This window comes from Propionivibrio sp. (assembly GCF_047602565.1).
GTDB lineage: Bacteria > Pseudomonadota > Gammaproteobacteria > Burkholderiales > Rhodocyclaceae > Propionivibrio.
On the sequence record NZ_JASGGX010000001.1, the window covers coordinates 2621366 to 2642841 of the forward strand.

The 21476-nt window shown below is 68.6% G+C and carries 23 protein-coding genes and 2 pseudogenes; 3 read left to right on the plus strand and 22 right to left on the minus strand.

What is annotated here, in order from left to right; translation table 11 throughout:
- Positions 1 to 69: 69 nt before the first annotated feature.
- The 5 genes from hemE to rsmB are packed head-to-tail and all read right to left on the minus strand — an operon-like array spanning position 70 to position 6545.
- On the minus strand, positions 70 to 1140 hold the full coding sequence (gene hemE / locus QM701_RS12270) for a uroporphyrinogen decarboxylase (protein ID WP_415167337.1): 1071 nt from the start codon (positions 1138 to 1140) through the stop codon (positions 70 to 72).
- Between the two features lie 46 nt (positions 1141 to 1186).
- A complete protein-coding gene (locus QM701_RS12275; RefSeq protein ID WP_415167338.1) occupies positions 1187 to 2449 on the minus strand; it encodes a sigma-54-dependent transcriptional regulator in 1263 nt (420 codons plus the stop codon).
- A 1-nt stretch (position 2450) separates the two neighbouring features.
- Positions 2451 to 4604 (minus strand): ATP-binding protein, encoded by a 2154-nt coding sequence (locus QM701_RS12280; protein WP_415167339.1) that lies wholly within the window; start codon positions 4602 to 4604, stop codon positions 2451 to 2453.
- Positions 4601 to 5194 (minus strand): DUF4390 domain-containing protein, encoded by a 594-nt coding sequence (locus tag QM701_RS12285; protein ID WP_415167340.1) that lies wholly within the window; start codon positions 5192 to 5194, stop codon positions 4601 to 4603. Before QM701_RS12285 ends, QM701_RS12280 begins: the two co-directional genes overlap by 4 nt.
- The gene (rsmB, locus tag QM701_RS12290) at positions 5172 to 6545 is read right to left on the minus strand and encodes a 16S rRNA (cytosine(967)-C(5))-methyltransferase RsmB (protein ID WP_415167341.1); all 1374 of its coding nucleotides are present in this window, start codon (positions 6543 to 6545) and stop codon (positions 5172 to 5174) included. Before rsmB ends, QM701_RS12285 begins: the two co-directional genes overlap by 23 nt.
- Before the next feature lie 156 nt (positions 6546 to 6701).
- Between rsmB and QM701_RS12295 the strand changes: the two genes are divergently transcribed.
- From QM701_RS12295 to QM701_RS12305, 3 genes and pseudogenes are all read left to right on the plus strand, one after another.
- Positions 6702 to 7451, plus strand: a complete 750-nt coding sequence (locus tag QM701_RS12295; RefSeq protein ID WP_415167342.1) for a pteridine reductase — start codon at positions 6702 to 6704, stop codon at positions 7449 to 7451.
- Positions 7452 to 7508: 57 nt separating this feature from the next.
- Positions 7509 to 8388, plus strand: a pseudogene (ttcA, locus tag QM701_RS12300) (tRNA 2-thiocytidine(32) synthetase TtcA).
- Between the two features lie 59 nt (positions 8389 to 8447).
- Positions 8448 to 9344, plus strand: coding sequence for an FHA domain-containing protein (locus QM701_RS12305; protein ID WP_415167343.1), 897 nt, complete (start codon positions 8448 to 8450; stop codon positions 9342 to 9344).
- 96 nt (positions 9345 to 9440) lie between these two features.
- Here QM701_RS12305 and QM701_RS12310 read toward each other — a convergent pair whose 3' ends face one another.
- The 17 genes and pseudogenes from QM701_RS12310 to QM701_RS12390 all read right to left on the minus strand — a co-directional run bounded on the left by QM701_RS12310 (position 9441) and on the right by QM701_RS12390 (position 21464).
- Positions 9441 to 9761 (minus strand): PsiF family protein, encoded by a 321-nt coding sequence (locus tag QM701_RS12310; protein ID WP_415167344.1) that lies wholly within the window; start codon positions 9759 to 9761, stop codon positions 9441 to 9443.
- Positions 9762 to 9810: 49 nt separating this feature from the next.
- Positions 9811 to 10755, minus strand: coding sequence for an HPr(Ser) kinase/phosphatase (gene hprK, locus QM701_RS12315; RefSeq protein WP_415167345.1), 945 nt, complete (start codon positions 10753 to 10755; stop codon positions 9811 to 9813).
- Positions 10756 to 10776: 21 nt separating this feature from the next.
- On the minus strand, positions 10777 to 11220 hold the full coding sequence (gene ptsN, locus QM701_RS12320) for a PTS IIA-like nitrogen regulatory protein PtsN (protein ID WP_415167346.1): 444 nt from the start codon (positions 11218 to 11220) through the stop codon (positions 10777 to 10779).
- A gap of 104 nt (positions 11221 to 11324) precedes the next feature.
- Positions 11325 to 11648 carry a ribosome hibernation-promoting factor, HPF/YfiA family gene (gene hpf, locus QM701_RS12325; RefSeq protein ID WP_415167347.1) on the minus strand — a complete coding sequence of 108 codons (324 nt, stop codon included), beginning with the start codon at positions 11646 to 11648 and terminating at the stop codon, positions 11325 to 11327.
- Between the two features lie 129 nt (positions 11649 to 11777).
- Positions 11778 to 13199, minus strand: coding sequence for an RNA polymerase factor sigma-54 (locus QM701_RS12330; RefSeq protein ID WP_415167348.1), 1422 nt, complete (start codon positions 13197 to 13199; stop codon positions 11778 to 11780).
- 82 nt (positions 13200 to 13281) lie between these two features.
- Positions 13282 to 14028 (minus strand): LPS export ABC transporter ATP-binding protein, encoded by a 747-nt coding sequence (gene lptB / locus QM701_RS12335; protein WP_415167349.1) that lies wholly within the window; start codon positions 14026 to 14028, stop codon positions 13282 to 13284.
- A gap of 3 nt (positions 14029 to 14031) precedes the next feature.
- Positions 14032 to 14478: a recombination regulator RecX gene (gene recX, locus QM701_RS12340; protein ID WP_415167350.1), complete on the minus strand. Its 447-nt coding sequence runs from the start codon at positions 14476 to 14478 to the stop codon at positions 14032 to 14034.
- Positions 14479 to 14486: 8 nt separating this feature from the next.
- Positions 14487 to 15506: a recombinase RecA gene (gene recA / locus QM701_RS12345; RefSeq protein WP_415167351.1), complete on the minus strand. Its 1020-nt coding sequence runs from the start codon at positions 15504 to 15506 to the stop codon at positions 14487 to 14489.
- A 141-nt stretch (positions 15507 to 15647) separates the two neighbouring features.
- Positions 15648 to 16169: a nicotinamide-nucleotide amidase gene (pncC, locus tag QM701_RS12350; RefSeq protein ID WP_415167352.1), complete on the minus strand. Its 522-nt coding sequence runs from the start codon at positions 16167 to 16169 to the stop codon at positions 15648 to 15650.
- A 79-nt stretch (positions 16170 to 16248) separates the two neighbouring features.
- Positions 16249 to 16752 (minus strand): phosphatidylglycerophosphatase A, encoded by a 504-nt coding sequence (locus QM701_RS12355; protein ID WP_415169391.1) that lies wholly within the window; start codon positions 16750 to 16752, stop codon positions 16249 to 16251.
- The gene (gene thiL / locus QM701_RS12360; protein ID WP_415167353.1) at positions 16739 to 17716 is read right to left on the minus strand and encodes a thiamine-phosphate kinase; all 978 of its coding nucleotides are present in this window, start codon (positions 17714 to 17716) and stop codon (positions 16739 to 16741) included. The genes QM701_RS12355 and thiL overlap by 14 nt, the downstream gene beginning before the upstream one ends.
- Positions 17717 to 17774: 58 nt before the next feature.
- Positions 17775 to 17915, minus strand: coding sequence for a transcription antitermination factor NusB (locus tag QM701_RS12365; protein ID WP_415169392.1), 141 nt, complete (start codon positions 17913 to 17915; stop codon positions 17775 to 17777).
- 85 nt (positions 17916 to 18000) lie between these two features.
- Positions 18001 to 18279, minus strand: a pseudogene (locus QM701_RS12370) (transcription antitermination factor NusB); the annotation flags it as partial.
- A complete protein-coding gene (gene ribH, locus QM701_RS12375) occupies positions 18276 to 18758 on the minus strand; it encodes a 6,7-dimethyl-8-ribityllumazine synthase (protein ID WP_415167354.1) in 483 nt (160 codons plus the stop codon). The pseudogene QM701_RS12370 and the gene ribH, both read right to left, overlap by 4 nt.
- Positions 18759 to 18782: 24 nt before the next feature.
- On the minus strand, positions 18783 to 19910 hold the full coding sequence (ribBA, locus tag QM701_RS12380) for a bifunctional 3,4-dihydroxy-2-butanone-4-phosphate synthase/GTP cyclohydrolase II (RefSeq protein WP_415167355.1): 1128 nt from the start codon (positions 19908 to 19910) through the stop codon (positions 18783 to 18785).
- Complete coding sequence (locus QM701_RS12385) at positions 19911 to 20522, minus strand: riboflavin synthase (protein ID WP_415167356.1); 612 nt, start codon at positions 20520 to 20522, stop codon at positions 19911 to 19913.
- 96 nt (positions 20523 to 20618) lie between these two features.
- Positions 20619 to 21464 carry a fumarylacetoacetate hydrolase family protein gene (locus tag QM701_RS12390; RefSeq protein WP_415167357.1) on the minus strand — a complete coding sequence of 282 codons (846 nt, stop codon included), beginning with the start codon at positions 21462 to 21464 and terminating at the stop codon, positions 20619 to 20621.
- Positions 21465 to 21476: the final 12 nt, after the last annotated feature.

Consider the following 21476-nt stretch of genomic DNA (forward strand, 5'->3'; position numbering starts at 1 on the left):
AATCGGTAACGGCTGCACGACTTCTGTGCATAAGTCAACCCCGAGATTGACCGCGCAGCGATTTTTCCGCTAGTTCCCGCGCAGGCGCCGGCTGTGCTCATGCACCGTGTTGACCAGCGCGGTCACGTGCTCGGGCGGGGTGAACTGCGAAATGCCGTGCCCGAGATTGAAGACGTGCCCGGTGTCGGCGGGCCCGAAGCTGTCGAGCACCGCCCGCGTCTCGCGGGCGATGGCCTCCGGCGAGGCGAACAGCACGTTCGGATCGAGGTTGCCCTGCAGGGCAACCCGCTCCCCGACCCGGCGCCGCGCCGCGCCGATGTCGATCGTCCAGTCCAGCCCGAGCGCGTCGCAGCCGCAATCGGCGATGGCTTCCAGCCACAGGCCGCCGCCCTTGGTGAACACGATCGACGGGATGCGCTGCCCGTCCTTTTCCCGGATCAGCCCGGCGACGACGCGCCGCATGTAGGCCAGCGAAAACTCGCGGTACGCCGCGTCCGCCAGACAGCCGCCCCAGGAATCGAAGAGCATCACCGCCTGCGCGCCGGCCTCGATCTGCGCGTTGAGGTATTGCGTGACCGCCTCGGCGTTGATCGACAGGATGCGGTGGGCGAGGTCCGGCCGGTCGTAGATCATCGTCTTGAGGTGCCGGAAGTCGCTGCCCGAGCCGCCCTCGACCATGTAGCAGGCCAGCGTGAACGGGCTGCCGGCGAAGCCGATCAGCGGCACCGAGCCGGCCAGCGCCCGGCGGATCTCGGCGACCGCGTCCATGACGTAGCGCAGACGATCGTACGGGTCCGGCACGGCGAGGTCGCGGATGGCCCACTCCTCGCGCAGCGGCCGCTCGAAGCGCGGGCCCTCGCCTTCGGAGAAGTACAGGCCGAGCCCCATCGCGTCCGGCACCGTCAGGATGTCCGAGAACAGGATCGCCGCGTCGAGGGGATAGCGCGCCAGCGGCTGCAGCGTCACCTCGCAGGCCAGCGCCGGACTCTTGCACAGCTGCAGGAAGCTGCCCGCCCGCCTGCGCGTCTCGCAGTATTCGGGCAGGTAGCGTCCGGCCTGGCGCATCAGCCAGACGGGCGTGTACTCGGTCGGCTGGCGCAGCAGCGCGCGCAGGAAGGTGTCGTTGCGGGGTCGATTCACCGGAATGCCTCCAGGAAGGGCCGTCGGCCGGCCGTGCGCGGGCGGATCATTGCTCGGACTCTTCCAGGCGCCGCCCCAGGTTCAGCCCCAGCTGCTTGAGCTTGCGGTAGAGGTGCGTGCGTTCCAGCCCGGTCTTCTCCGCCACGCGCGTCATGTTGCCGCGCTCGTTCTTCAGGTGGTGCTCGAAATACTGGCGCTCGAAGGCCTCGCGCGCCTCGCGCAGCGGCTGGTTGAACAGCGGCAGCGCCGGCACGGCGCGCGGCGCGGCGTCGGCGTCGCGCTGCAGGACGCCCTCGACGTCCTCGGCGGTGATCTCGTCTTCCAGCGCGGCGATGGCCAGGTTCTTGACCGTGGCCAGCAGCTCCATCCATTCGCCCTGCCAGTGATGCAGGCGCAGCGCGTTGAGCGCCGCCGTGGAGAAGCGCCGCGGCGGCATGCCGTGGCGCTCGACCAGGTGCGAGAGGACCAGCGTGGCGATCTCCGGGACCTCGTCCACGTGCCCGGACAATTGCGGCAGGGCGACCCACACGTCGCCCAGCCGGGCGATCAGCGAGGGGTCCCAGCCGGCCTCGGCCAGCGCGTTGAGCGGCCGCGACATGGCGGCCACCAGGCGCAGGTTGTATTTCTCCAGCCGTTCCAGGGCGAACGCCAGGTTTTTCTGCTGCAGCCGGCCGAACAGCATCAGGTCGGCGATGAACAGCATGCCGCCGGAGGCGTTTTCCAGCATTTCCTGGGTCAGCGGCGCGCTCGACGCGGACAGGTCGAGCCACGGCGTCTTCGGCGCCTGCAGGGTGCGCGCGCAGATTTCGGCGATGCTGCCGGTGGCGCTCTTGAGCAGCAGCACCGGGGTGTTGGCCGCGGCCTGCTCCAGCCGCTTCTTCAGGTCCTTGAGCAGCGGCGAGCGGGCGAAGGCGTCGAGCGTCAGCGGCGAGCGCGACGAGGCCACCTCGTGCTTCAAGGCCTTCTTGACCGTCTGCAGCAGCTTCTGCAGGGCGATCGGCTTTTCCAGGAAGTCCACCGCGCCGACCCGCGTCGCCTCGACCGCCGAATCGATCGTGCCGTGCCCCGACATCATCACCACCGGCATGGTCAGCAGGTTGGCGGCCGACCATTCCTTGAGCAGCGAGATGCCGTCCGTGTCCGGCATCCAGATGTCCAGCAGCACCAGGTCCGGCCGCTTGTCGCCGCGCGCCTTGCGCGCCGCCGCCGCGTTCTCGGCCAGCGCCACGCTGTGCCCTTCATCGGTGAGGATTTCCGAAAGCAACTCGCGGATGCCCATTTCGTCGTTGACGACCAGTATTTGCGCCATGTCAATTCTCTTCCGATGTTTCCCTGAGACTCGATTGTGTCACGCGATCCGGCGCGAGCGGCAGCCGCAGGCTGACCTCGGCGCCGGCCGGGGGACGGTTGTTGATGCGGATCTGGCCGCGATGCTCGTCGACGATCTTCTTGACGATCGCCAGCCCCAGCCCGGTGCCGCCGGCCTTGGTCGTGACGTAGGGCTCGAAGACCCGCGCCATCATCTCCTCCGGGAAGCCCGGCCCGGCGTCGGTCACCGCGAATTCGGCCATGTCGCCGACCCGCCGCGTGCTCAGGCGGATGGACGGCGCGGCCGTGGCGACCTGCGCGTCCTCCGCGTTGCGCAGCAGGTTGTGGATGATCTGCCGCAGCTGCGTGGCGTCGCCCAGGATCGGCGGCAACGCCGCGTCGAGGTCGAGCGTGATGACCGCCTGCGACGTCTCGTACAGGCCCAGCACCTCGCGGATCAGCGCGTTGAGGTCCAGTTCGGCCAGCGTCGGCGCGGGCAGGCGGGCATAGTCGGAGAACTCGTTGACCATGCGCTTCATCGCCAGCACCTGGTTGATGATGGTCTGCGTCGAGCGCTTGAGGATCTCGCCGTCGCCCTTGACCAGCTTGTCGGCCAGCTTGAGCTGCAGGCGTTCGGCGGAGAGCTGGATCGGCGTCAGCGGGTTCTTGATCTCGTGCGCCAGGCGCCGCGCCACCTCGCCCCACGCCGCGCTGCGCTGCGCCGCGACCAGGCGCGTCACGTCGTCGAAGACCACCACGAAGCCGCCGCTGGTGCCCTCCGGCAGCTGCGTGCCGCGCAGCGAGAGGATCTGCGGCAGGCCGCCCGGCCGCGCCAGCTCGATCTGCGTCTGCCATTCCTTGCGCCCGAACTCGGTGAACGCCTTGCGGATCGCCTGCCCCACCGCCTGCTGCCGCCCCCAGGCGTCGACCACCTCGCCGAGCAGCCCGTTGAAGGCGTCGTCCAGGATGGTCTGCGCGCCCTCGTTGACCGTGCGCAGCCGGAACTGCCGGTCGAACACCAGCACCCCGGCGGACAGGTTGGCCAGGATCGATTCCAGATAGGCGCGCGCCGATTCGACCTCGGCGCGGTGCCGCTCGGTGTCGCGGCGCGCGTCGTCGAGCTGGCGGGTCATGCGGTTGAACGACTGGGTCAGGATGCCCAGTTCGTCGTGGCTGTAGATCGCCTGGCGCGGCGTGAAGTCGCCCGCCGCCACGGCCTGCGTGCCCTCGGCCAGGATGGACAGCGGCGCTGACAGGCGCCGGGCCAGCACGAAGGCCACGGCGATGGCGGTGAACAGGGCGAACAGCACGGTCAGCGTCAGCGTCATCGCGTAGATGCGGGTCAGCCCCTGCCGGCCGAGCGAGAGCTCCTGGTAGTCGCGGTAGACGTCCTGCACCCGTTCGGCGTTGAGCGCCAGGTTGCTCGGCACCGGCTGGGTGAGCTGCAGGATGCGCGTCTCCATGCCCAGGCCCGAGGGAATCACCGGCACCAGCACGCGCAGCACCAAGTCCTGGCCGCCGGCGCTTTCGATCTCGCGGTAGCCGCGCCCCGCGCGCGCCTGGCGCAGCGTGTCCGGCGACGGCGCCGGCGGCAGGAAGACGGACAGGTCGCTGGTCGCCGTGGCCAGCAGCTGCCCCGACACGGAGAACAGCGCGATGTACTGCACGCCGATCTGCTCGCGCAGGCGGGAGAGCGCGGCGCGGCGCTGCGGTTCGGGCAGATCGCTCAGCTCCAGCGCGATGGTGCGCCCTTTTTCGGAAAGGTCCTCCAACAGCGAATCGAGCGCGCTGCGGCCGAGGTTGAGGCCGGATTCGAGCGCCTTTTCCACGCGCACGTCGAACCAGCTTTCGATGCTCTTGGTGACGAACTGCACGGAGACGGCGTAGATCAGCACGCCGGGCAGCACCGCCATCAGGCCGAAGACCACCATCAGCCGGAGCTTCAGGCGCGAACCGAACATCTTGGCCCGGTGTTCCTGCCACAGCAGCCGCACCTGCCAGACGATCAGCGCGAACAGCGCCAGCGCGACGACCGCGTTCAGCCCGAGCAGCCACGGATAGTGCTTGGCGAACAGCGCGGTGTTGGCGCTGGCCGAGGCGAGCAGGAAGAGCAGGATGCCGCCGAGCGACGAGGCGATGACGATCAGCGTCTTCACTTGCCGTCCCCGCTTGCCGCGGCCGCCGCCTCGGACGGCGAGAAATCCCACACCAGCCAGTCGGACGACTGGCTCCAGTCGCGGTTCGACAGGGCGCTGACCTGGAAGGTCTTGGGCATCTGCGACGGGTCGAGCCGCAGGCGGGTGCTGGCCACGTACTCCACCTCGGCGGCGACCTCGCCCTTCTCGATGACCTGCCAGTGGCGCAGGTGGGAGAGCACCTGCAGGGCCTCCTCCAGCGACGGGAAGCTCTGGTGCAGCGCGCCGGAGGACAGCCGGTACTGCCGGGTCAGTGCGTGGTAGGACAGCTGGAAGGTCTTGCTGCGCCGCACCACCGCCTGGTCGAACCAGTACCAGCGCGAGCGCGTCAGTTCGAAATCCGCGGTGAAATAGAGCACCACGCCCTTGTTGACGGCCTCCTCCAGCCGCTGGTTCAGGCTCAGCTTGAAGTCCGCGGACAGGCTGTAGCCGTCGTCGCCGGCGACCAGCCGCGCGTTGCCGGCGACGATGTCGGCGGCGTGCGCCGCGCCGACCGCGAACAGCAGCGCCAGGCCGAGGAGGAAGGCTTCAAGCTTTTTGCAGCAGCGCATAATAGAAACCGTCGTGCCCGTCGTCAGGCAGCCATTGCTCCTCGCCGACGCGCCGCGCCTCGGTCCGCCGCGCCAGGAACGCATCGATCTGGCCCGCGTTCTCCTCGACGAACACCGAGCAGGTGGCGTACAGCAGCCGGCCGCCCGGCTTGAGCAGCGGCCACAGCGCGTCGAGCATCGCCGCCTGCGTGTGCACCAGCTTGCGGATGTCGCTCTCGCGCCGCAGCGTCTTGATGTCCGGGTGGCGGCGCGCCACGCCGGAGGCGGAGCACGGCATGTCGGCCAGGATGGCGTCGAAGGGCCGCCCGTCCCACCACGTGTCCACGGCCAGGCAGTCGGCCGCGCGCACTGTTGCCGTCAGGCCCAGGCGTCGCAGGTTGTCCTCGATGCGCCGCGTGCGCGCGGCGTTGACGTCCAGCGCCAGCACGTCCGCGTCGGCGCGTTCGAGCAGATGCGCCGTCTTCCCGCCGGGCGCCGCGCAGGCGTCGAGAATGCGCATGCCGGGCGCCGGATCGAGCAGTTCGGCCGCGCGCTGGGCGCCGGCGTCCTGCACGGACACCCAGCCCTCGGCGAAGCCGGGCAGGCGATCCACCGGCAGCGGCGCCGCCAGCCGCAGTCCCGCGCTGCCGACCGTTGCCGCCGCGATCCCCGCCGCCTGCAATTGGCCGAGGTAATCGCCGACGGCGATGCGGCGCGCGTTGACGCGCAGCGTCATCGGCGGCGGACTGTTGCCCGCCGCGACGATGCGCGGCCAGTCCTGCGGATAGGCGCGGCGCAGGCGCGCCAGCCACCACGAGGGATGCTGGCAATGCGCCACGTCGTCCCGTTGCACTTCCGCGAGCAGTTCTTCGCGCCGCCGCAGGAAATTGCGCAGCACGCCGTTGACCACGCCCTGCAAGGCGCGGCCCGTCAGTTCGCCGGCCGCCGCCACGGCTTGGTCGACCACCATCGGCGCGGCGTCGGGGCGCGTTTCCAGGCGGTACAGCGCGGCCAGCAGCAGCGCCTGCGTCTCGGCATGGGACAGCGGATGCGCCATCAGCCGGCCGAGGATGAATTCGCCCCGCCCGTAGCCGCGCAGCACGCCGTAGGCCACGTCCTGCGCCGCCGCGCGCGCTGCCGCCGGTTCGCCAGCCAGCCGGGCAAGCGCTTCGTTCAGGCTCCTGCCGGCATGCACCGCGGCGAGCGCGCGCGCCGCCAGCAGCAGGCTGTAGCCGAGCGCGTCGGCGGCCAGCGCGGCGGGCACGGCGCTTCCGGTCGTCTGCGGGGTTTCCGATTCCCGGCCCGGCTTGCGGATGCGGACGATGCGTTTGCCGGACGGGCGCTGCGGCGCGGACGAAGAGGATGAAGACAAGGTCGGTAAAAAATAATCGTTTATTTTTCGGAGTTTAGCACGGCTCCACCGAGCGGACGCCAGGGAAGGCCGGCGCGCGCCGGCGAAAAACGAAATCCCGGTGAAATCCGCTAGAATTTCCACGGTTGCCAAATCGATTTTTCTCGGGAGCGGATCTTGATCGGAAAGACGGTGCTGATCACCGGCGCGGCAAAGCGCGTGGGCCGTTCGATCGCCCGGGAACTGCACGAGGCGGGCGCCAACGTGGTGGTGCACTACCGGGCGGCGGCCGATACCGCGCGGCTGCTGGTCGGCGAAATGAACGCGGCGCGCGCCGGCTCGGCGCTCTGCCTGCAGGCCGATCTGCTCGACCGCGGCGCGCTGTCGGCGCTGGTCGAGCAGGCCGTGGCGCACTTCGGCCGTCTCGACGCGCTGGTCAATAATGCGTCGAGCTTCTTCGCCACGCCGCTCGGCGCGATCGACGAGGCGGCCTGGACCGACCTCGTCGGCAGCAACTTCAAGGCGCCGCTGTTCCTGACGCAGGCCGCCGCGCCGCATCTCCGGCAAGCCCGCGGCGCCGTGGTCAACATCACCGACATCCACGCCGAACGGCCGCTGGCCGGCTATCCGCTCTATTGCGCCGCCAAGGCCGGGCTGCTCGGCCTGACCCGCGCGCTGGCCGTCGAACTGGCCCCGGAGGTGCGCGTCAACGCCGTCGCGCCCGGGCCGATCCTGTGGCCGGACGACGCGGCGTTCGACGAGGCGTTCGACGAGGCGGCGCGCGCGCGCATCGTCGACCACACCCTGCTCAAACATGCCGGTAGTCCGCAGGATATTGCGCGCGCCGTGCGTTTCCTGTTCAATGACGCACCTTACGTCACCGGCCAGGTGATCAACGTCGATGGCGGCCGGACGACCCACCTGTAATAACGCAATTCTCATGGAGCCGCTCGCGGTTCCGCTTTCTGCCTCATTCGCATCAAGATGCCCGTGGATACATCGAAGAACCTGCAACGCTTGAAGCGTCGCCTGGAAAGCGACGTCGGCAAGGCAATCGCCGATTACAACATGATCGAAGCCGGCGACACCGTGCTGGTCTGCATTTCCGGCGGCAAGGATTCGCACGCCCTGCTGTCGATCCTGATGGCGCTGCAGCGGCGGGCGCCCGTTCAACTTCCGGCTGATCGCCATGAACCTCGACCAGAAGCAGCCCGGCTTCCCCGCCGACGTGCTGCCGCGCTACCTGGCCGGGCTCGGGGTCGAGTACCGCATCGTCGAGCAGGACACCTACTCGATCGTCAAGGAGAAGATCCCCGAGGGGAAAACGACGTGCTCGCTCTGTTCCCGCCTGCGGCGCGGCGTCATCTACCGGACGGCGAAGGAGCTCGGCGCCAACAAGATCGCGCTCGGCCATCACCGCGACGACATCGTGCACACGCTGTTCCTCAACCTGCTCTTCGGCGGCAAGCTCAAGGCCATGCCGCCCAAGCTGGTGACCGACGACGGCGCGCACATCGTGATCCGGCCGCTGGCCTATTGCGGCGAGGCCGACATCGCCCGCTTCGCGCGCGGCATGGAATTCCCGATCATTCCCTGCAACCTGTGCGGTTCGCAGCACAACCTGCAGCGCCAGAAAATCCGGGAGATGATGGCCGAATGGGACCGGCGCTATCCGGGACGCACCGAATCGGTGTTCACCGCCCTGCAGAACATCGTCCCGTCGCATCTGGCCGACGGGTCGCTGTACGACTTCAAGGGGCTGAGCGTCGGCGAGGTCGGCGAGGACATGGACGGCGGCGACATCGCCTTCGACGATCCCCGGCTCGACGCGCCGGCGTCCCTGCTCAAGTTCGTCGCGGCGTAGGACGCCTTGGCCATGCTCTCTTCAATGCTCGAAAACGAGGCTCCGACACGGAAATGACGATGAATTCCACGAATCCGTTCCTCTCCGTGCTGGCCGTCGGCATCTCCGGCAGCGCCCGCCTGCACGAAAAACTCGGCGGCTCGGAGGCCGCGCGCGCCGTCGATCGCTGTCTCAAGCGGATCGAACGCGCCGTCGAAGCCTGCGGCGGGCGCGTCGTCCGCCTCGGCAGCGACGAGGCGATGGCCGCGTTCGACGCTGCCGACGCCGCGGTCCAGGCCGCCATCGAAATGCAGCAGCGCATCGCCGACCTGCCGCCCGTGTCCGGCGTGAAGACCGCCATCCGCGTGGGCATCGCCTGCGGCTGCGCCACCTGTCCCGGCCCGTCGGCCGAAGACGGCCTCGCCCGGGAAGCCGCCCGGCTGGTCGGCGTGGCGAAATCCGGACAGGTCCTGGCCGTCGCCAGGATTCGCGAGGCGCTGCCGGAAACGCTGCGGGCGCTGGCGATCGATACGGGACTGGCGCTGCCGGACGAAGCGGCCGGCGGCATCGTGGAAATATCGCTCGCCGAAACGCCCGGCGCCGCCTCGGCGGGCAGCGCTCCGTGGCGGGAAGCGGATGCCGCCTGTCCCGCGAACGGCTGGCTGCGCCTGCGCTACGGCGGGGACACCCTGGTGCTCGACGAGCGCCGGCCGGTCGTCGACATGGGCCGGGACGGCGCCTGCGATCTGGTCATCCGCGACCGCCGCGCCTCCCGCCGCCACGCCACGATCAAGCGCCGGGGGAACCTCACCGTGCTGGTCGACCGCAGCACCAACGGCACCTACGTGACCATCGGCAGCGGCGCCGAGCAATTCGTCAAGCACGGCGAATGCGTGCTGTCCGGCAGTGGCATCATCACCTTCGCCGCGTCGTCGTCCGCGCCCGACGCCGACTACGCGGAATTCGAGTGTTCCTGAAGCGGCACGTCGCCGCACCGGCCGGGTAAACGAAAAACGCCCGGCGCGGCAACCGCGCTGGGCGATTCGATCGTCCGGAAAGGAACGGCGGCGGAGTTACTTGCCGGCCTTGAGGCACTCGCTCATGAACTTCTTGCGTTCGTCGCCTTTCAGCGCCTGCTTGCCGGCCTCGGCGTTGCAGGTCTTCATCTTGTCCTGCTGAGTGGCCGGCGCGGCCTTGGCGCCGAGGCAGTCGCTCATGAATTTCTTGCGTTCGTCACCCTTCAGTTCCTGTTTGCCGGCTTCGGCATTGCAGGTCTTCATTTTTTCCTGCTGCGCTTTCTGGGCCGGGGAAGGCGCTTTCTTCTCCGCGTCCCCCGCCCCCCAGGCCAACCCCGTCAACAGCACGAATACGGCTACGGCAGCCATGACTTTCATTCTTATCTCCTTGAAAGGATTATGAATCGAGCCCCGACTATCACGCGATTCAGATATTCCCGTCAAGAACGGCCTGCTGCTGGCGGTTGATGAACTCGCTCATGCTGTCGATTCCACGCAACTGGAGGATGCAGTTGCGCACCGCCGCTTCCAGCAGGACCGCCAGATTGCGGCCCGGCGCGACGTGGAAGCAGACCTTGCGCACCGGAATGCCGAGGATTTCCTGCGACTGCGCGTCGAAGGGCAGGCGTGCCATGTCGTCGTTGGGCATGTTCCGTTGCAGATGGACGATCAGTTTCAGCTTCATCTTGCGGCGCGCGGCCGTCTCGCCGAAGATCGTGCGGATATTGAGCAGCCCCAGTCCACGCACTTCCAGATAGTCCTTGAGCATGCCCGGGCAGCGCCCCTCGATGGTGGTCGGCGCGGTTCGCGCCAGTTCGACCACGTCGTCCGCGACCAGGCCGTGCCCGCGCGACACGAGTTCGAGCGCCAGCTCGCTCTTGCCGATCCCGGAATCCCCGGTGATCAGCACGCCCATGCCGAAGACGTCCATGAACACGCCGTGCGCCGACACCGTGTCGGCGAAGCGCCGCGCCAGGTACAGGTGCAGCAGGTCGATGACCGCCGAACACGCCTTCGGACTCTTGAACAGCGGCGTGCCCGTCGCCTCGCAGGTTTCCTGCAGGCCGGGCATCGGTTCGAGGTCGTCGGCCAGGATCAGCGCCGGCGGCTCGCAGGCCATCAGGTCCTCGATCTGCCGGCGCCAGCGTTCCTCGCCGACGCGCGCCGCCCAGTCCTGCTCGGCCTTGCCGATGACCTGGACGCGGTGGCTGTAGATCAGGTTGAGGTGGCCGACCACGTCCGGGCCGTAGGTCTCCATGTCCTTGAGTTCCACCTCGCGTTCGACGCCGACGGCGGCGATCCAGATCAGCTTCAGCTTCTCGAGATGGTCCTGGTAGAGTTGGGTGATGCTCAGCTTGCGCGTGGAGATCATGCTCGCAGGCCTCCGGGGTCGTCAGGCGAAGGTCTGGCGGACGGCTTCCGCGTCGCGTGCCGCCGCCAGGGCTTCGCGGCAGGAACGTTCGGAGAAGCGCTCGGCCAGTTCGGAAAGAATCTGCAGATGCTGCTCGGTGGCCTGCTCGGGCACGAGCAGGACGAACAGCAGCGATACCGGCTCGCCGTCCGGCGAATCGAACGGGATCGGCGTCGCCAGCCGGATGAATGCGCCGCAGGCCTTCTTCAGGCCCTTGATGCGTCCGTGCGGAATGGCGATGCCGCGCCCCAGTCCGGTCGACCCCAGTTTTTCCCTTGAAAACAGGCTGTCGAAGACGGTGCTGCGCGCCACTCCCTGGTTGTTCTCGAAAACCAGTCCGGCGTGCTCGAAGACGCGTTTCTTGCTGCTTGCCTCGAGGTCGAGAACGACGTTCTCCGGAGGCAATAATTGGGAAATCTGGCTCATGGAATTACGATTGAGAGGTTTGGAAAAGGCGGATGGAGACCCGGCCGGTTTAGTCAAAAGCGGATTTGACCACGGCGGTCAAATCCGCTTCGTACCGGCGACGCTTATTCAGCGGCGGTATGGCCGAGTTTCTGCCCGCGATGGTGATCCTGCAGTTTCTGCTTGTGCTTCTGGACCTGCCGGTCGAGCTTGTCGGCCAGGATGTCGATCGCCGCGTACAGGTCCTCGTCGATCGATTCCACGTAAATGTCCTTGCCCGACAGGTGCACCGTGACTTCGGCCTTCTGCTTCAGTTTTTCCACGGACAGGATGGCGCTCACGTCGATGACATGATCGAAATGGCGCGTCACCCGCTCGAGCTTGCCACTCACGTAGTCGCGCAGAGCCGGCGTTATTTCGAGATGGTGTCCACTGATTTGCAGGTTCATGGTGTAACTCCTTTCAAAAGATGGCCGCACGGGCGACCGTCGATATCCCTCCCCGCACGCTGGCGCGGGCGCGGAGGGGTAAGGGGGTGAGGGCCGAGGTCTTCATGGTCGGCGGCAGAGTGAAAGAGGCTAGAGCGTCTTGCGCAATTTGACGGGAGGGATGCCGAGCGATTCGCGGTACTTGGCGATCGTCCGGCGGGCGACGACGATGCCCTGCTGGCCCAACAGGTCGGCGATTTGGCTGTCGGACAGCGGCTTCTTCGCGTTCTCCGCGCCGACCAGCTGCTTGATCAGCGCCCGGATGGCGGTGGCCGAGCAGGCGCCGCCCGCCTCGGTGGCCACGTGGCTGCCGAAGAAGTATTTCAGCTCGAAGATGCCGCGCGGCGTGGCCATGTACTTCTGCGTCGTCACGCGGGATACCGTCGATTCGTGCAGACCCAGGATGTCGGCGATCTCGCGCAGCACCAGCGGCCGCATGGCCACCTCGCCGTGGTCGAAGAACTGGCGCTGGCGGTCGACGATGGCCTGCGCCACGCGCAGGATAGTGTCGAAGCGCTGCTGCACGTTCTTGATCAGCCAGCGCGCCTCCTGCAGCTGGCCGGACAGGCCGGAGCCGCGCTGCCGCGACAGGATCTGGGCGTACAGGCTGTTGATGCGCAGGCGCGGATAGGCGTCGGAATTGATGTTCACGGTCCACTGCCCGCGCACCTTGCGCACCACCACGTCGGGCGTGATGTAGCGCGCGTCCAGCGCCGCGTACTTGGCGCCCGGCCGCGGGTTCAGGCTGCGGATCAGGAACTGCGCCTCGCGCAGCCGTTCGTCGTCGCACTCGACGCATTTCTTCAGCTTGGCGAAGTCCCGCCCGGCCAGCAGGTCGAGATGGCCGGAGACGATGCGCAGCGCCAGCATCTGCGTGTCGTCCGCGGGCAGGGCCCGCAGCTGCAGGGCCAGGCATTCCTGGGCGTTGCGCGCGCCGACGCCGGTGGGGTCGAAGTGCTGCAGGTGGCGCAAGGCGATCTGCAGTTCGTCGGTATCGATCTCCAGCTCGGGCGGCAGCGCTTCCGCCAGATCCTCCAGCGACTGGGTCAGGTAGCCGTCGTCGTCCAGCGCCTCGATCAGGCACTGCACCAAGGTGCGGTCGCGCGGCGGCAGGCCCATCAGGCCCAGCTGCCACGACAGGTGCTCGCGCAGCGAGGTGGTCGCCGCCTGGACATCCTGGAAATCGTTGTCGTCGTCGTCGAACGACCCCGACGAGTTCGCGTACCCGCCGTCGGGCTCGCCCAGCCAGCTTTCCTCCTCGCCGGACGACGAGGCCACCGGCTCCGTCTCTTCGGGCGCCTTCTCCCCGTCGCCGGCCGGCGCCGTCGGCGGCTCGGCAGCCACCGGCGCGTAGGCGTCGTCCTCGCGTTCGAGCAGCGGATTTTCCAGCAGGTACTTCTCCAGCTCCTGTTCGAGTTCGAGCGTGGACAATTGCAGCAGCTTGATCGATTGCTGCAATTGCGGAGTGAGCGCCAGGTGCTGGGAAAGCTTGAGCTGGAGGGATGGCTTCATTTACCGGGAAGAACGGCCGCCGTGAAAGGATGGATCACACCGTTTCGTTCTGCAAAACGCCTGAGGAAACGCAGCGCCTGCACTACAGGCGGAAATTCTCGCCAAGATAGACCTTGCGTACGTTTTCATTATAAATGATTTCATCAGGCCGGCCAGCCGCCAGCACCCCGCCTTCGTTGAGGATGTAGGCATGATCGCAGATGCCCAGCGTCTCGCGCACGTTGTGGTCGGTGATCAGCACGCCGATGTTGCGCTCCTTGAGAAAGCGGATGATTTTCTGGATGTCCAGCACCGCGATCGGATCGACCCCGGCGAACGGCTCGTCGAGCAGGATGAAGCGCGGATCGGTGGACAGCGCCCGGGCGATCTCCACCCGCCGCCGTTCCCCGCCGGACAGCGACGCCGCCGAGCTGTTGCGGATGTGCGCGATGTGCAGCTCCTCCAGCAGCTGCTCGGCGCGCTGGTCGACCTCGTCGGCGGGCAGCCGGCGCAGTTCGAGCACGGCCTTGATGTTCTCGATCACCGTCAGCTTGCGGAACACCGAGGCTTCCTGCGGCAGGTAGGAGACGCCGAGCTTGGCGCGCTGGTGGATGGGCAGATGCGTGATCTTGCGGTCGTCGAGGTACACGTCCCCCCCGTCGCAGGCGATCAGGCCGACCACCATATAGAAGCAGGTGGTCTTGCCGGCCCCGTTCGGCCCCAGCAGGCCGACCACTTCGCCGCTGCGCACTTCGAGCGAGGCGTCCTGGACCACGGTGCGCTTCTTGTAGCGCTTCCTGAGGTTGTGCGTGGTCAGCGTGCTGCTCTGGGTGGAATTCGTTTCGGCCATCGTTCAGTCGTCTTCATGGCCGCCGCGCAGGACGCGGCGGATCGTTTCGCCGGAAAAGCCCCGGCGCATCAGGAAATTCGTCTGGCGCGCCCGGCCGGCGGTGTCGGCGGGCAGGCCGACACTGCCGTACTTGCGTTGCCACACCTCGCGGGCGCGCGCCAATTCATCCTCGGCGGCGGCCAGGCCGCTTTCCACCAGTTCGCCATCGACCCCCGCCGCGCGCAGTTCCTGGGCCAGCCGCGCGTTGCCGTAGCGCGCGCCGCGCGCCGCCACGCGCATCTCCACGTAGCGCGCGTCGGAAAGCAACCGGCGCGCCGCGAGGTCGTCGAGCAGCGCGTCGAGTTCTGCGGCCGATTCGGCGTGGGGCGCCAGCTTTTTCGCCAGCTCCGCGCGGGCGTGCTCGCGCCGGGCCAGCAGCCGCAACGCCCGCTCGCGCAGCGTCGGGTCCATCGGACGGGTTATTCGGCGGCGCTGCGCGGCTGCGGCGAGGGCACGTTCACCGCGGCGCGGATTTTCGTCTCGATCTCCTCGGCGATCTGCGGATTGGCCTTGAGGAATTCGCGGGCGTTGTCCTTGCCCTGGCCGATCTTCTCGCCGCCGTAGGCGTACCAGGAACCGGATTTCTCGACCAGCTTGTGCGCCACGCCCAGCTCGATGATCTCGCCCTCGCGTGAAATCCCCTCGCCGTACAGGATGTCGAAGATCGCCTCGCGAAACGGCGGTGCCACCTTGTTCTTGACCACCTTGACCTTGGTTTCGTTGCCGATCACCTCGTCGCCCTTCTTGATGCCGCCGATGCGGCGGATGTCGAGGCGCACGGAGGCGTAGAACTTGAGCGCGTTGCCGCCGGTGGTGGTCTCCGGGCTGCCGAACATCACGCCGATCTTCATGCGGATCTGGTTGATGAAGATGACCAGCGTGTTGGTCCGGTTGATGTTGGCCGTCAGCTTGCGCAGGGCCTGGCTCATCAGGCGGGCGTGCAGGCCGGGCAGCGAATCGCCCATTTCGCCTTCGATTTCGGCCTTGGGCACCAGCGCCGCGACGGAGTCGATGACCACCACGTCCACGCTGCCCGAACGCACCAGCATGTCGGCGATTTCCAGCGCCTGCTCGCCGGTGTCGGGCTGCGAGATGAGCAGGTCGTCGAGCTTCACCCCGAGCTTCTGGGCGTAGCTCGGATCGAGCGCGTGCTCGGCGTCGATGAACGCCGCCGTGCCGCCCAGCTTCTGCATCTGCGCCACCACCTGCAGGGTCAGCGTGGTCTTGCCGGACGATTCCGGGCCGTAGATCTCGACGACGCGGCCGCGCGGCAGGCCGCCGACGCCGAGCGCGATGTCCAGGCCGAGCGAACCGGTGGAGACGACCTGCAGGTCTTTCTCGACGCTGCCCTCGCCCATCTTCATGATCGATCCCTTGCCGAACTGCTTCTCGATCTGGGCCAATGCGGCGGCCAGTGCCTTTGCCTTGTTGTCGTCCATTGCGCTTCCTTTTTGAAATTGCGGGGATTATCTCATGTTCGACGCGCGTCCATGCGCACGGGCGCGGCGTCGGATACTGTGATTATATACAGTCTTTACGGGCGGCGATACGGCGGGAGAGACGCCGCTCGCAGCGAACGTTCAGGCCAGCAGGCCCTCGGCCGGCGGCGTCAGCCGCTCGATCAGCCCGGCCAGCGCGCAGGCCGCCGACTGCGCCCGGACCGCCTCGCGGCCGCCGGCGAAATGGCGGGTCTCGGTGGTCGTGGCGCCGCCGCGCACCGCCCAGGCGAAGCAGACCGTGCCCACCGGCTTTTCGGCCGAGCCGCCGTCGGGACCGGCGATGCCGGTGACGGCCACCGCCCAGTCGGCGCGGCTGTGGCGCAGCGCGCCTTCGGCCATGGCCACGGCGACGGGCTGGCTGACCGCGCCGTGCGCGGCCAGCGTCGCCTCCGCCACGCCGAGCATCTCCTGCTTGGCGGCGTTGGAGTAGGTCACGAAGCCGCGCTCGAACCACGCCGAGCTGCCGGCGATCGCCGTCAGGCACTGGCTCACCCAGCCGCCGGTGCACGATTCGGCGGTGGCCAGCATCAGGTGCTCGGCGAGCAGGGCCGCGCCGACGCGCGCGGCCAGCGCCTCCAGGGCGGATTGCTCGGGAAAGCTCACTGGACTACCCTCCTGTCGCTACGCGACATCCTCCCCCAGGGAGGCAGAGCGCCTCCTGCGGGCGGCCGGGCGGCGGCGCTCATGCGCCGAACCACGCCAGGACGTGGCGCAGCACCGCCAGCGCCAGCACGGTGTACAGGCCCGCGACGAAGTCGTCGGCCATGACGCCGAAGCCGTTCTTGACCCGCTCGTCGAAGAAACGCGCCGGCGGCGGCTTGACGATGTCGAAGAAGCGGAAGGCCGCGAACGCCGCCGCCTGCCACGCCCAGCCCGGCGGGCAGACGAACAGCACCAGCCAGAACGGCACGATCTCGTCCCACACGATGCTACCGTGGTCGACCGCGCCGAGGTCGTCGCCGGTGCGCCGCACGACGAAGATGCCGATTACAGCGCAGACCAGCAGGAAGGCCAGCAGTTCGGCATCCGCCATGCCGTTGCGCAGCAGCGGATAGGTCGCCCACGCGAGGAGCGTGCCGGCGGTGCCCGGCGCGAACGGCGACAGGCCGCTGCCGAAGCCGCAGGCCACCAAGTGCGCGGGGTGCGAAAAGAGAAAGCGCAGCGACGGCGCCTTACTGGTCTTGATCTTGGCCAAAGTGATCGAATCCTTTCCGGCCGACCGCCACCGGTTCGCCTCGCTCGCCGATCAGGCGGACTGCTCCCCGGCCCGCGGCGGCGACGAGCCGGCCGATGCGCCACAGGGGCAGGTCGAGTTCGGCCGAGAGGGCGGACAGTTCGTCGCGCTGCTCCGGCGCCGCCGAAAACACCAGTTCGTAATCGTCTCCTCCGGCCAGCTGGCACTGGCGGGCCAGCGCGGCGTCGACGCCCGCCGGCAGTTCCGGCAGCTGCGCGACGAAAACCTCGGCGTCGAGCGTCGAGCGTTCGCAGATATGCCCGAGGTCGGCCAGCAGGCCGTCCGAGACGTCGATCGCCGAGCGGGCCAGCACGCGCCGCTGCAAGGCCAAGCCCAGCTCGACGCGCGGCAGCGGCTGCTGCAGCAGGCCGACGCACAGCGCGCCGAGCTCGCCCGGCAGCGCGGTGCGGCCCTGCAGGTGCGCGAGGCCGAGCGCCGCCAGGCCAGGGCGTCCGGACACCCAGACGTCGTCGCCGACACGCGCGCCGTCGCGGCGCAGGGCGCGGCCGGCGGGCACTTCGCCCAGCGCGGTGACGCACAGGTTGAGCGGCCCGCGCGTGGTGTCGCCGCCGATCAGGTCGACTCCGTAGCGTCCGGCGCAGGCGAAAAAGCCCCGGCTGAACGCGCCGAGCCACGCCTCGTCGGCCGCCGGCAGGCTGCCGGCGAGCAGCGCCCAGCGCGGCTGCGCGCCCATCGCGGCGAGGTCGGAGACGTTGACCGCGAGCGTCTTCCAGCCCAGCTGGAACGGGTCGGTGTCGGCGAAGAAGTGCGTTCCCGCCACCAGCATGTCGGTGGTCGCGGCCAGCTCCATCCCCGGCGACGGCGCCAGCAGAGCGCAATCGTCACCCGGCCCGAGCACGGCCTGCGGCGTCGGGCGGGCGAAATGGCGGTCGATCAGGTCGAATTCGGAAGGCATGGGAGGAAAACCTCTTCCGGCACGGAGCAGGCTTCGCGGAAGAAGGCAGCGGCGGCGGCTAGCTGCGTCCGCGCTGCTGCCGCTTGGCCTCGACCTCGACCGGGCGGACCTTCGCCGCCAGCTTGTCGAGCACGCCGTTCACGTACTTGTGGCCGTCGGTGCCGCCGAAACTCTTGGCCAGCTCGATGGCTTCGTTGATGACTACGCGGTAGGGCGTCTGCGGGCAGTTCGACCAGCTCGTAGGCGCCGGTCAGCAGGACGCTGGCCTCGACCGGCGAGAGCTCGGCAAAGGGCCGGTCGAGGTAGGCCTGGAGCTGTTCCTGCAGGCCGCCGTGCTGCGCCAGCACGCCGCGCAGCAGGCCGACGAAGAACTCGCGGTCGGCCCGGTCGAAACCGTCGCTGTCGGCGAGGTGCGCCTCGATGGCCGCCTCGTCGCTGCCGCCGACCCGCCACTGGTACAGCCCCTGCAGGGCGAATTCGCGGGCGCGGCGGCGCGGCGACTTGGCCGGTTTCTTCGCCGCCGCCGGGGCGTTCGCGTTCACCGCATCCGTCGCGCCGCTCATGGCCGGCGCTCCCCGATGGCCCGCATCAGCCGCGCCATCTCCACGGCCGCCTGGGCGCAGTCCGTGCCTTTCTGGCGCGTGCGCGCCAGCGCCTGGTCGTCGTCCTCGCAGGTCAGGATGCCGTTGGCGACGGGCACGCCGGAATCGAGCTGCACTTCCATGACCGCCCGGCAGGAATCGTTGGAGACCACCTCGAAATGATAGGTGTCTCCGCGAATGACCGCGCCGAGGGCGACCAGCGCGTCGAAGCGGCCGGTCTGCGCCAGGGTCTGCAAGGCCAGCGGAATCTCCAGCGCGCCGGGCACGGTGGCGATCTCGACGTCGCCGGCAGCCACGCCCAGGCGCGTCAGTTCGGCCACGCAGGCGGCCAGCAGGCCTTCGCAAGCGTCCGGATTGAAGCGGCTCATCACGATGCCGACGGACAATCCCCGTCCGTCGAGATCGCTCTCGTATTCATAGATGTCGTCGAAGCGGGGCATGGGAAATCCAATCCAGCAAACGGGTTATTCGAGTCCGGCCGTCGGGGGGACGAAGCCGGTGATTTCCAGGTCGAAGCCGGTCATGCTCGGCATGCGGCGCGGGCTGGCGAGCAGCCGCATGCGGCGCACGCCGAGGTCGCGCAGAATCTGCGCGCCGATGCCGTAGATGCGCGGGTCCCACTTGGCCGCCGGGTGCGCCGGCGCGTCCGGTTCGGCGAGCGTGGAGAGGATGTCCTGCCCGGTCTCGGGGCGGTGCAGCAGCACGGCCACGCCCGTCTCGGCCTGCGCCAGCGCCTGCAGCGAGGCATCGAGCGAAAAGGTATGGCGGCCGCCGCCCGGATTGAGGAAGTCGAGTACCGACAGCGGCTCATGCACGCGCACCAACGTCTCCTGCTCGGGGCGGATGTCGCCCTTGGCCAGCGCCAGGTGCACCTCGTTCGACGTGAGGTCGGTGAAGGCGTGCAGCGTGAACTCGCCGAACGCCAGCGCGACCGGGCGCGAGTGGCTGCGCCGGACCAGCGTTTCGTTGCGGCTGCGGTAGTGGATGAGGTCGGCGATGGTGCCGATCTTCAGGCCGTGCGCGCCGGCAAATTCGATCAGGTCCGGCAGGCGCGCCATGGTCCCGTCGTCCTTGAGGATCTCGCAGATCACCGCCGAGGGTTCCAGGCCGGCGAGCTGGGCCAGGTCGCAGCCCGCCTCGGTGTGCCCGGCGCGCACCAGGACGCCGCCCGGCCGCGCGGTGATCGGGAAGATGTGCCCCGGCTGGACGATGTCCTCCGGCCGCGCGTCGCGCGCCACCGCCGCCTGCACCGTGCGCGCGCGGTCCTGCGCGGAGATGCCGGTGGTCACCCCCTCGGCCGCTTCGATCGAAACGGTGAACGCCGTGCTGTACGGGCTCTTGTTGTCGCGCGCCATCGGCGTCAGGCCGAGCTGCCGGCTGCGCGCCTCGGTGATCGTCAGGCAGACCAGCCCGCGCGCGTGCGTGACCATGAAATTGATGGCTTCGGGCGTCACGTGCTCGGCGGCGAGGACCAGATCGCCCTCGTTCTCGCGGTCCTCCTCGTCGACGAGAATGACCATGCGGCCCGCGCGCATCTCGGCGACGATTTCCTCGGTCGGCGAGATGGACGACGACTGGTTCAAGGGACTCATTTACCGCTCCTGCGAAGCGTCGGGATTCAGCATGCGTTCGACGTAGCGCGCGATCAGGTCGATTTCGAGATTGACGCGGGCGCCGGGCTGCAGGCCGCCGAGCGTCGTCGCGGCGAGCGTATGCGGAATCAGGTTGATGGAAAAACACGCGCCGTCGACCGCATTGGTCGTCAGGCTGACGCCGTTGACGGTGATCGATCCCTTGCGCGCGATGTATTTGGCCAGCGCCGCCGGCGCGCGGATTTCCAGCAGGCGGTTGTCGCCCAGCGCATCGAAGCGGAGGACTTCGCCGACGCTGTCGACATGGCCGGCGACCAGGTGCCCGCCGAGCCGGTCGGCCAGGCGCAGCGCCTTTTCCAGATTGACCGGGCCCGGTGCGGACAGGCCGACGGTACACGACAGCGTCTCCGGCGACACGTCGACGCAGAAGCTGTGCTCTCCCTTGTCGACGACGGTCAGGCAGACCCCGTTGCAGGCGATCGAGTCGCCTAGCGACACGTCGCCGAGTTCCAGCCGGCCGGCGTCGATCGACAGGCGCACGGTCGGCGTGCCGTCGTTGCGCGGGGTCGATGCGATGATGCGGCCCACGGCCGCGACGATTCCAGAGAACATGGCGGGGATCGGTCCGATTGGTACGGGAAAGGGGCTGCCATTTTAGCACGCCGGCCGGGTTCCCCGCCGGCACTGCCGAACCGGCCCGCGTCGCAATCAGCCCGCCACCACCCGCTGCCGCTGCTTCCCCAGCCCGGCGATGCCCAGTTCGACCACGTCGCCGATCTTGAGGAACTGCGGCGGCTTGCGGCCGAGGCCGACGCCCGGCGGCGTGCCGGTGATGATCAGGTCGCCCGGCTCCAGCGTCATCACCCGGCTGCAATAGCTGACCAGGTGGGCGCAGGGGAAGATCATCTTCACGGTGTTGCCGGTCTGCATGCGCTCGCCGTTCACGTCCAGCCACATGTCGAGGTTCTGCGGATCGGGGATTTCGTCGCGCGTCACCAGCCAGGGGCCGACCGGGCCGAAGGTGTCGAAGCCTTTGCCCTTGCTCCACTGCCCGCCGCTGCGGTCGAGCTGGTAAGCGCGCTCGGAGACGTCGTTGGCCAGGCAGTAGCCGGCCACGTAGTCCAGCGCCTCGGCCTGCGGCACGTTGCGCGCCCGCCGGCCGATCACGATGCCGAGTTCGACCTCCCAGTCGAGCTTGGTCAACTCCGGCGGCATGATCGTGTCGTCGTCCGGCCCGCACACGCAGCTCAGCCACTTGGTGAACATCGTCGGCTCCTGCGGCGGCGGCATGCCCGATTCGGCCGCGTGGTCGCTGTAGTTGAGGCCGATCGCCACGTACTTGCCCATGCCGCTCCACGGCACGCCCAGGCGCGGGCTGCCGTCGACCTTCGGCAGGCGCTCGGGATCGAGCGCGCGCAGCACGTCGAGCGCCGCGGGCGAGAGCGTGCGCGGGCAGAAGTCGTCGAGCAGTCCGGACAGGTCGCGGACGTTCCCGGCAGCGTCGAGCAGCCCCGGCTTTTCCCGGCCCGGCGGGCCGTAACGCAAGAGTTTCATGGTTTTCCTCCG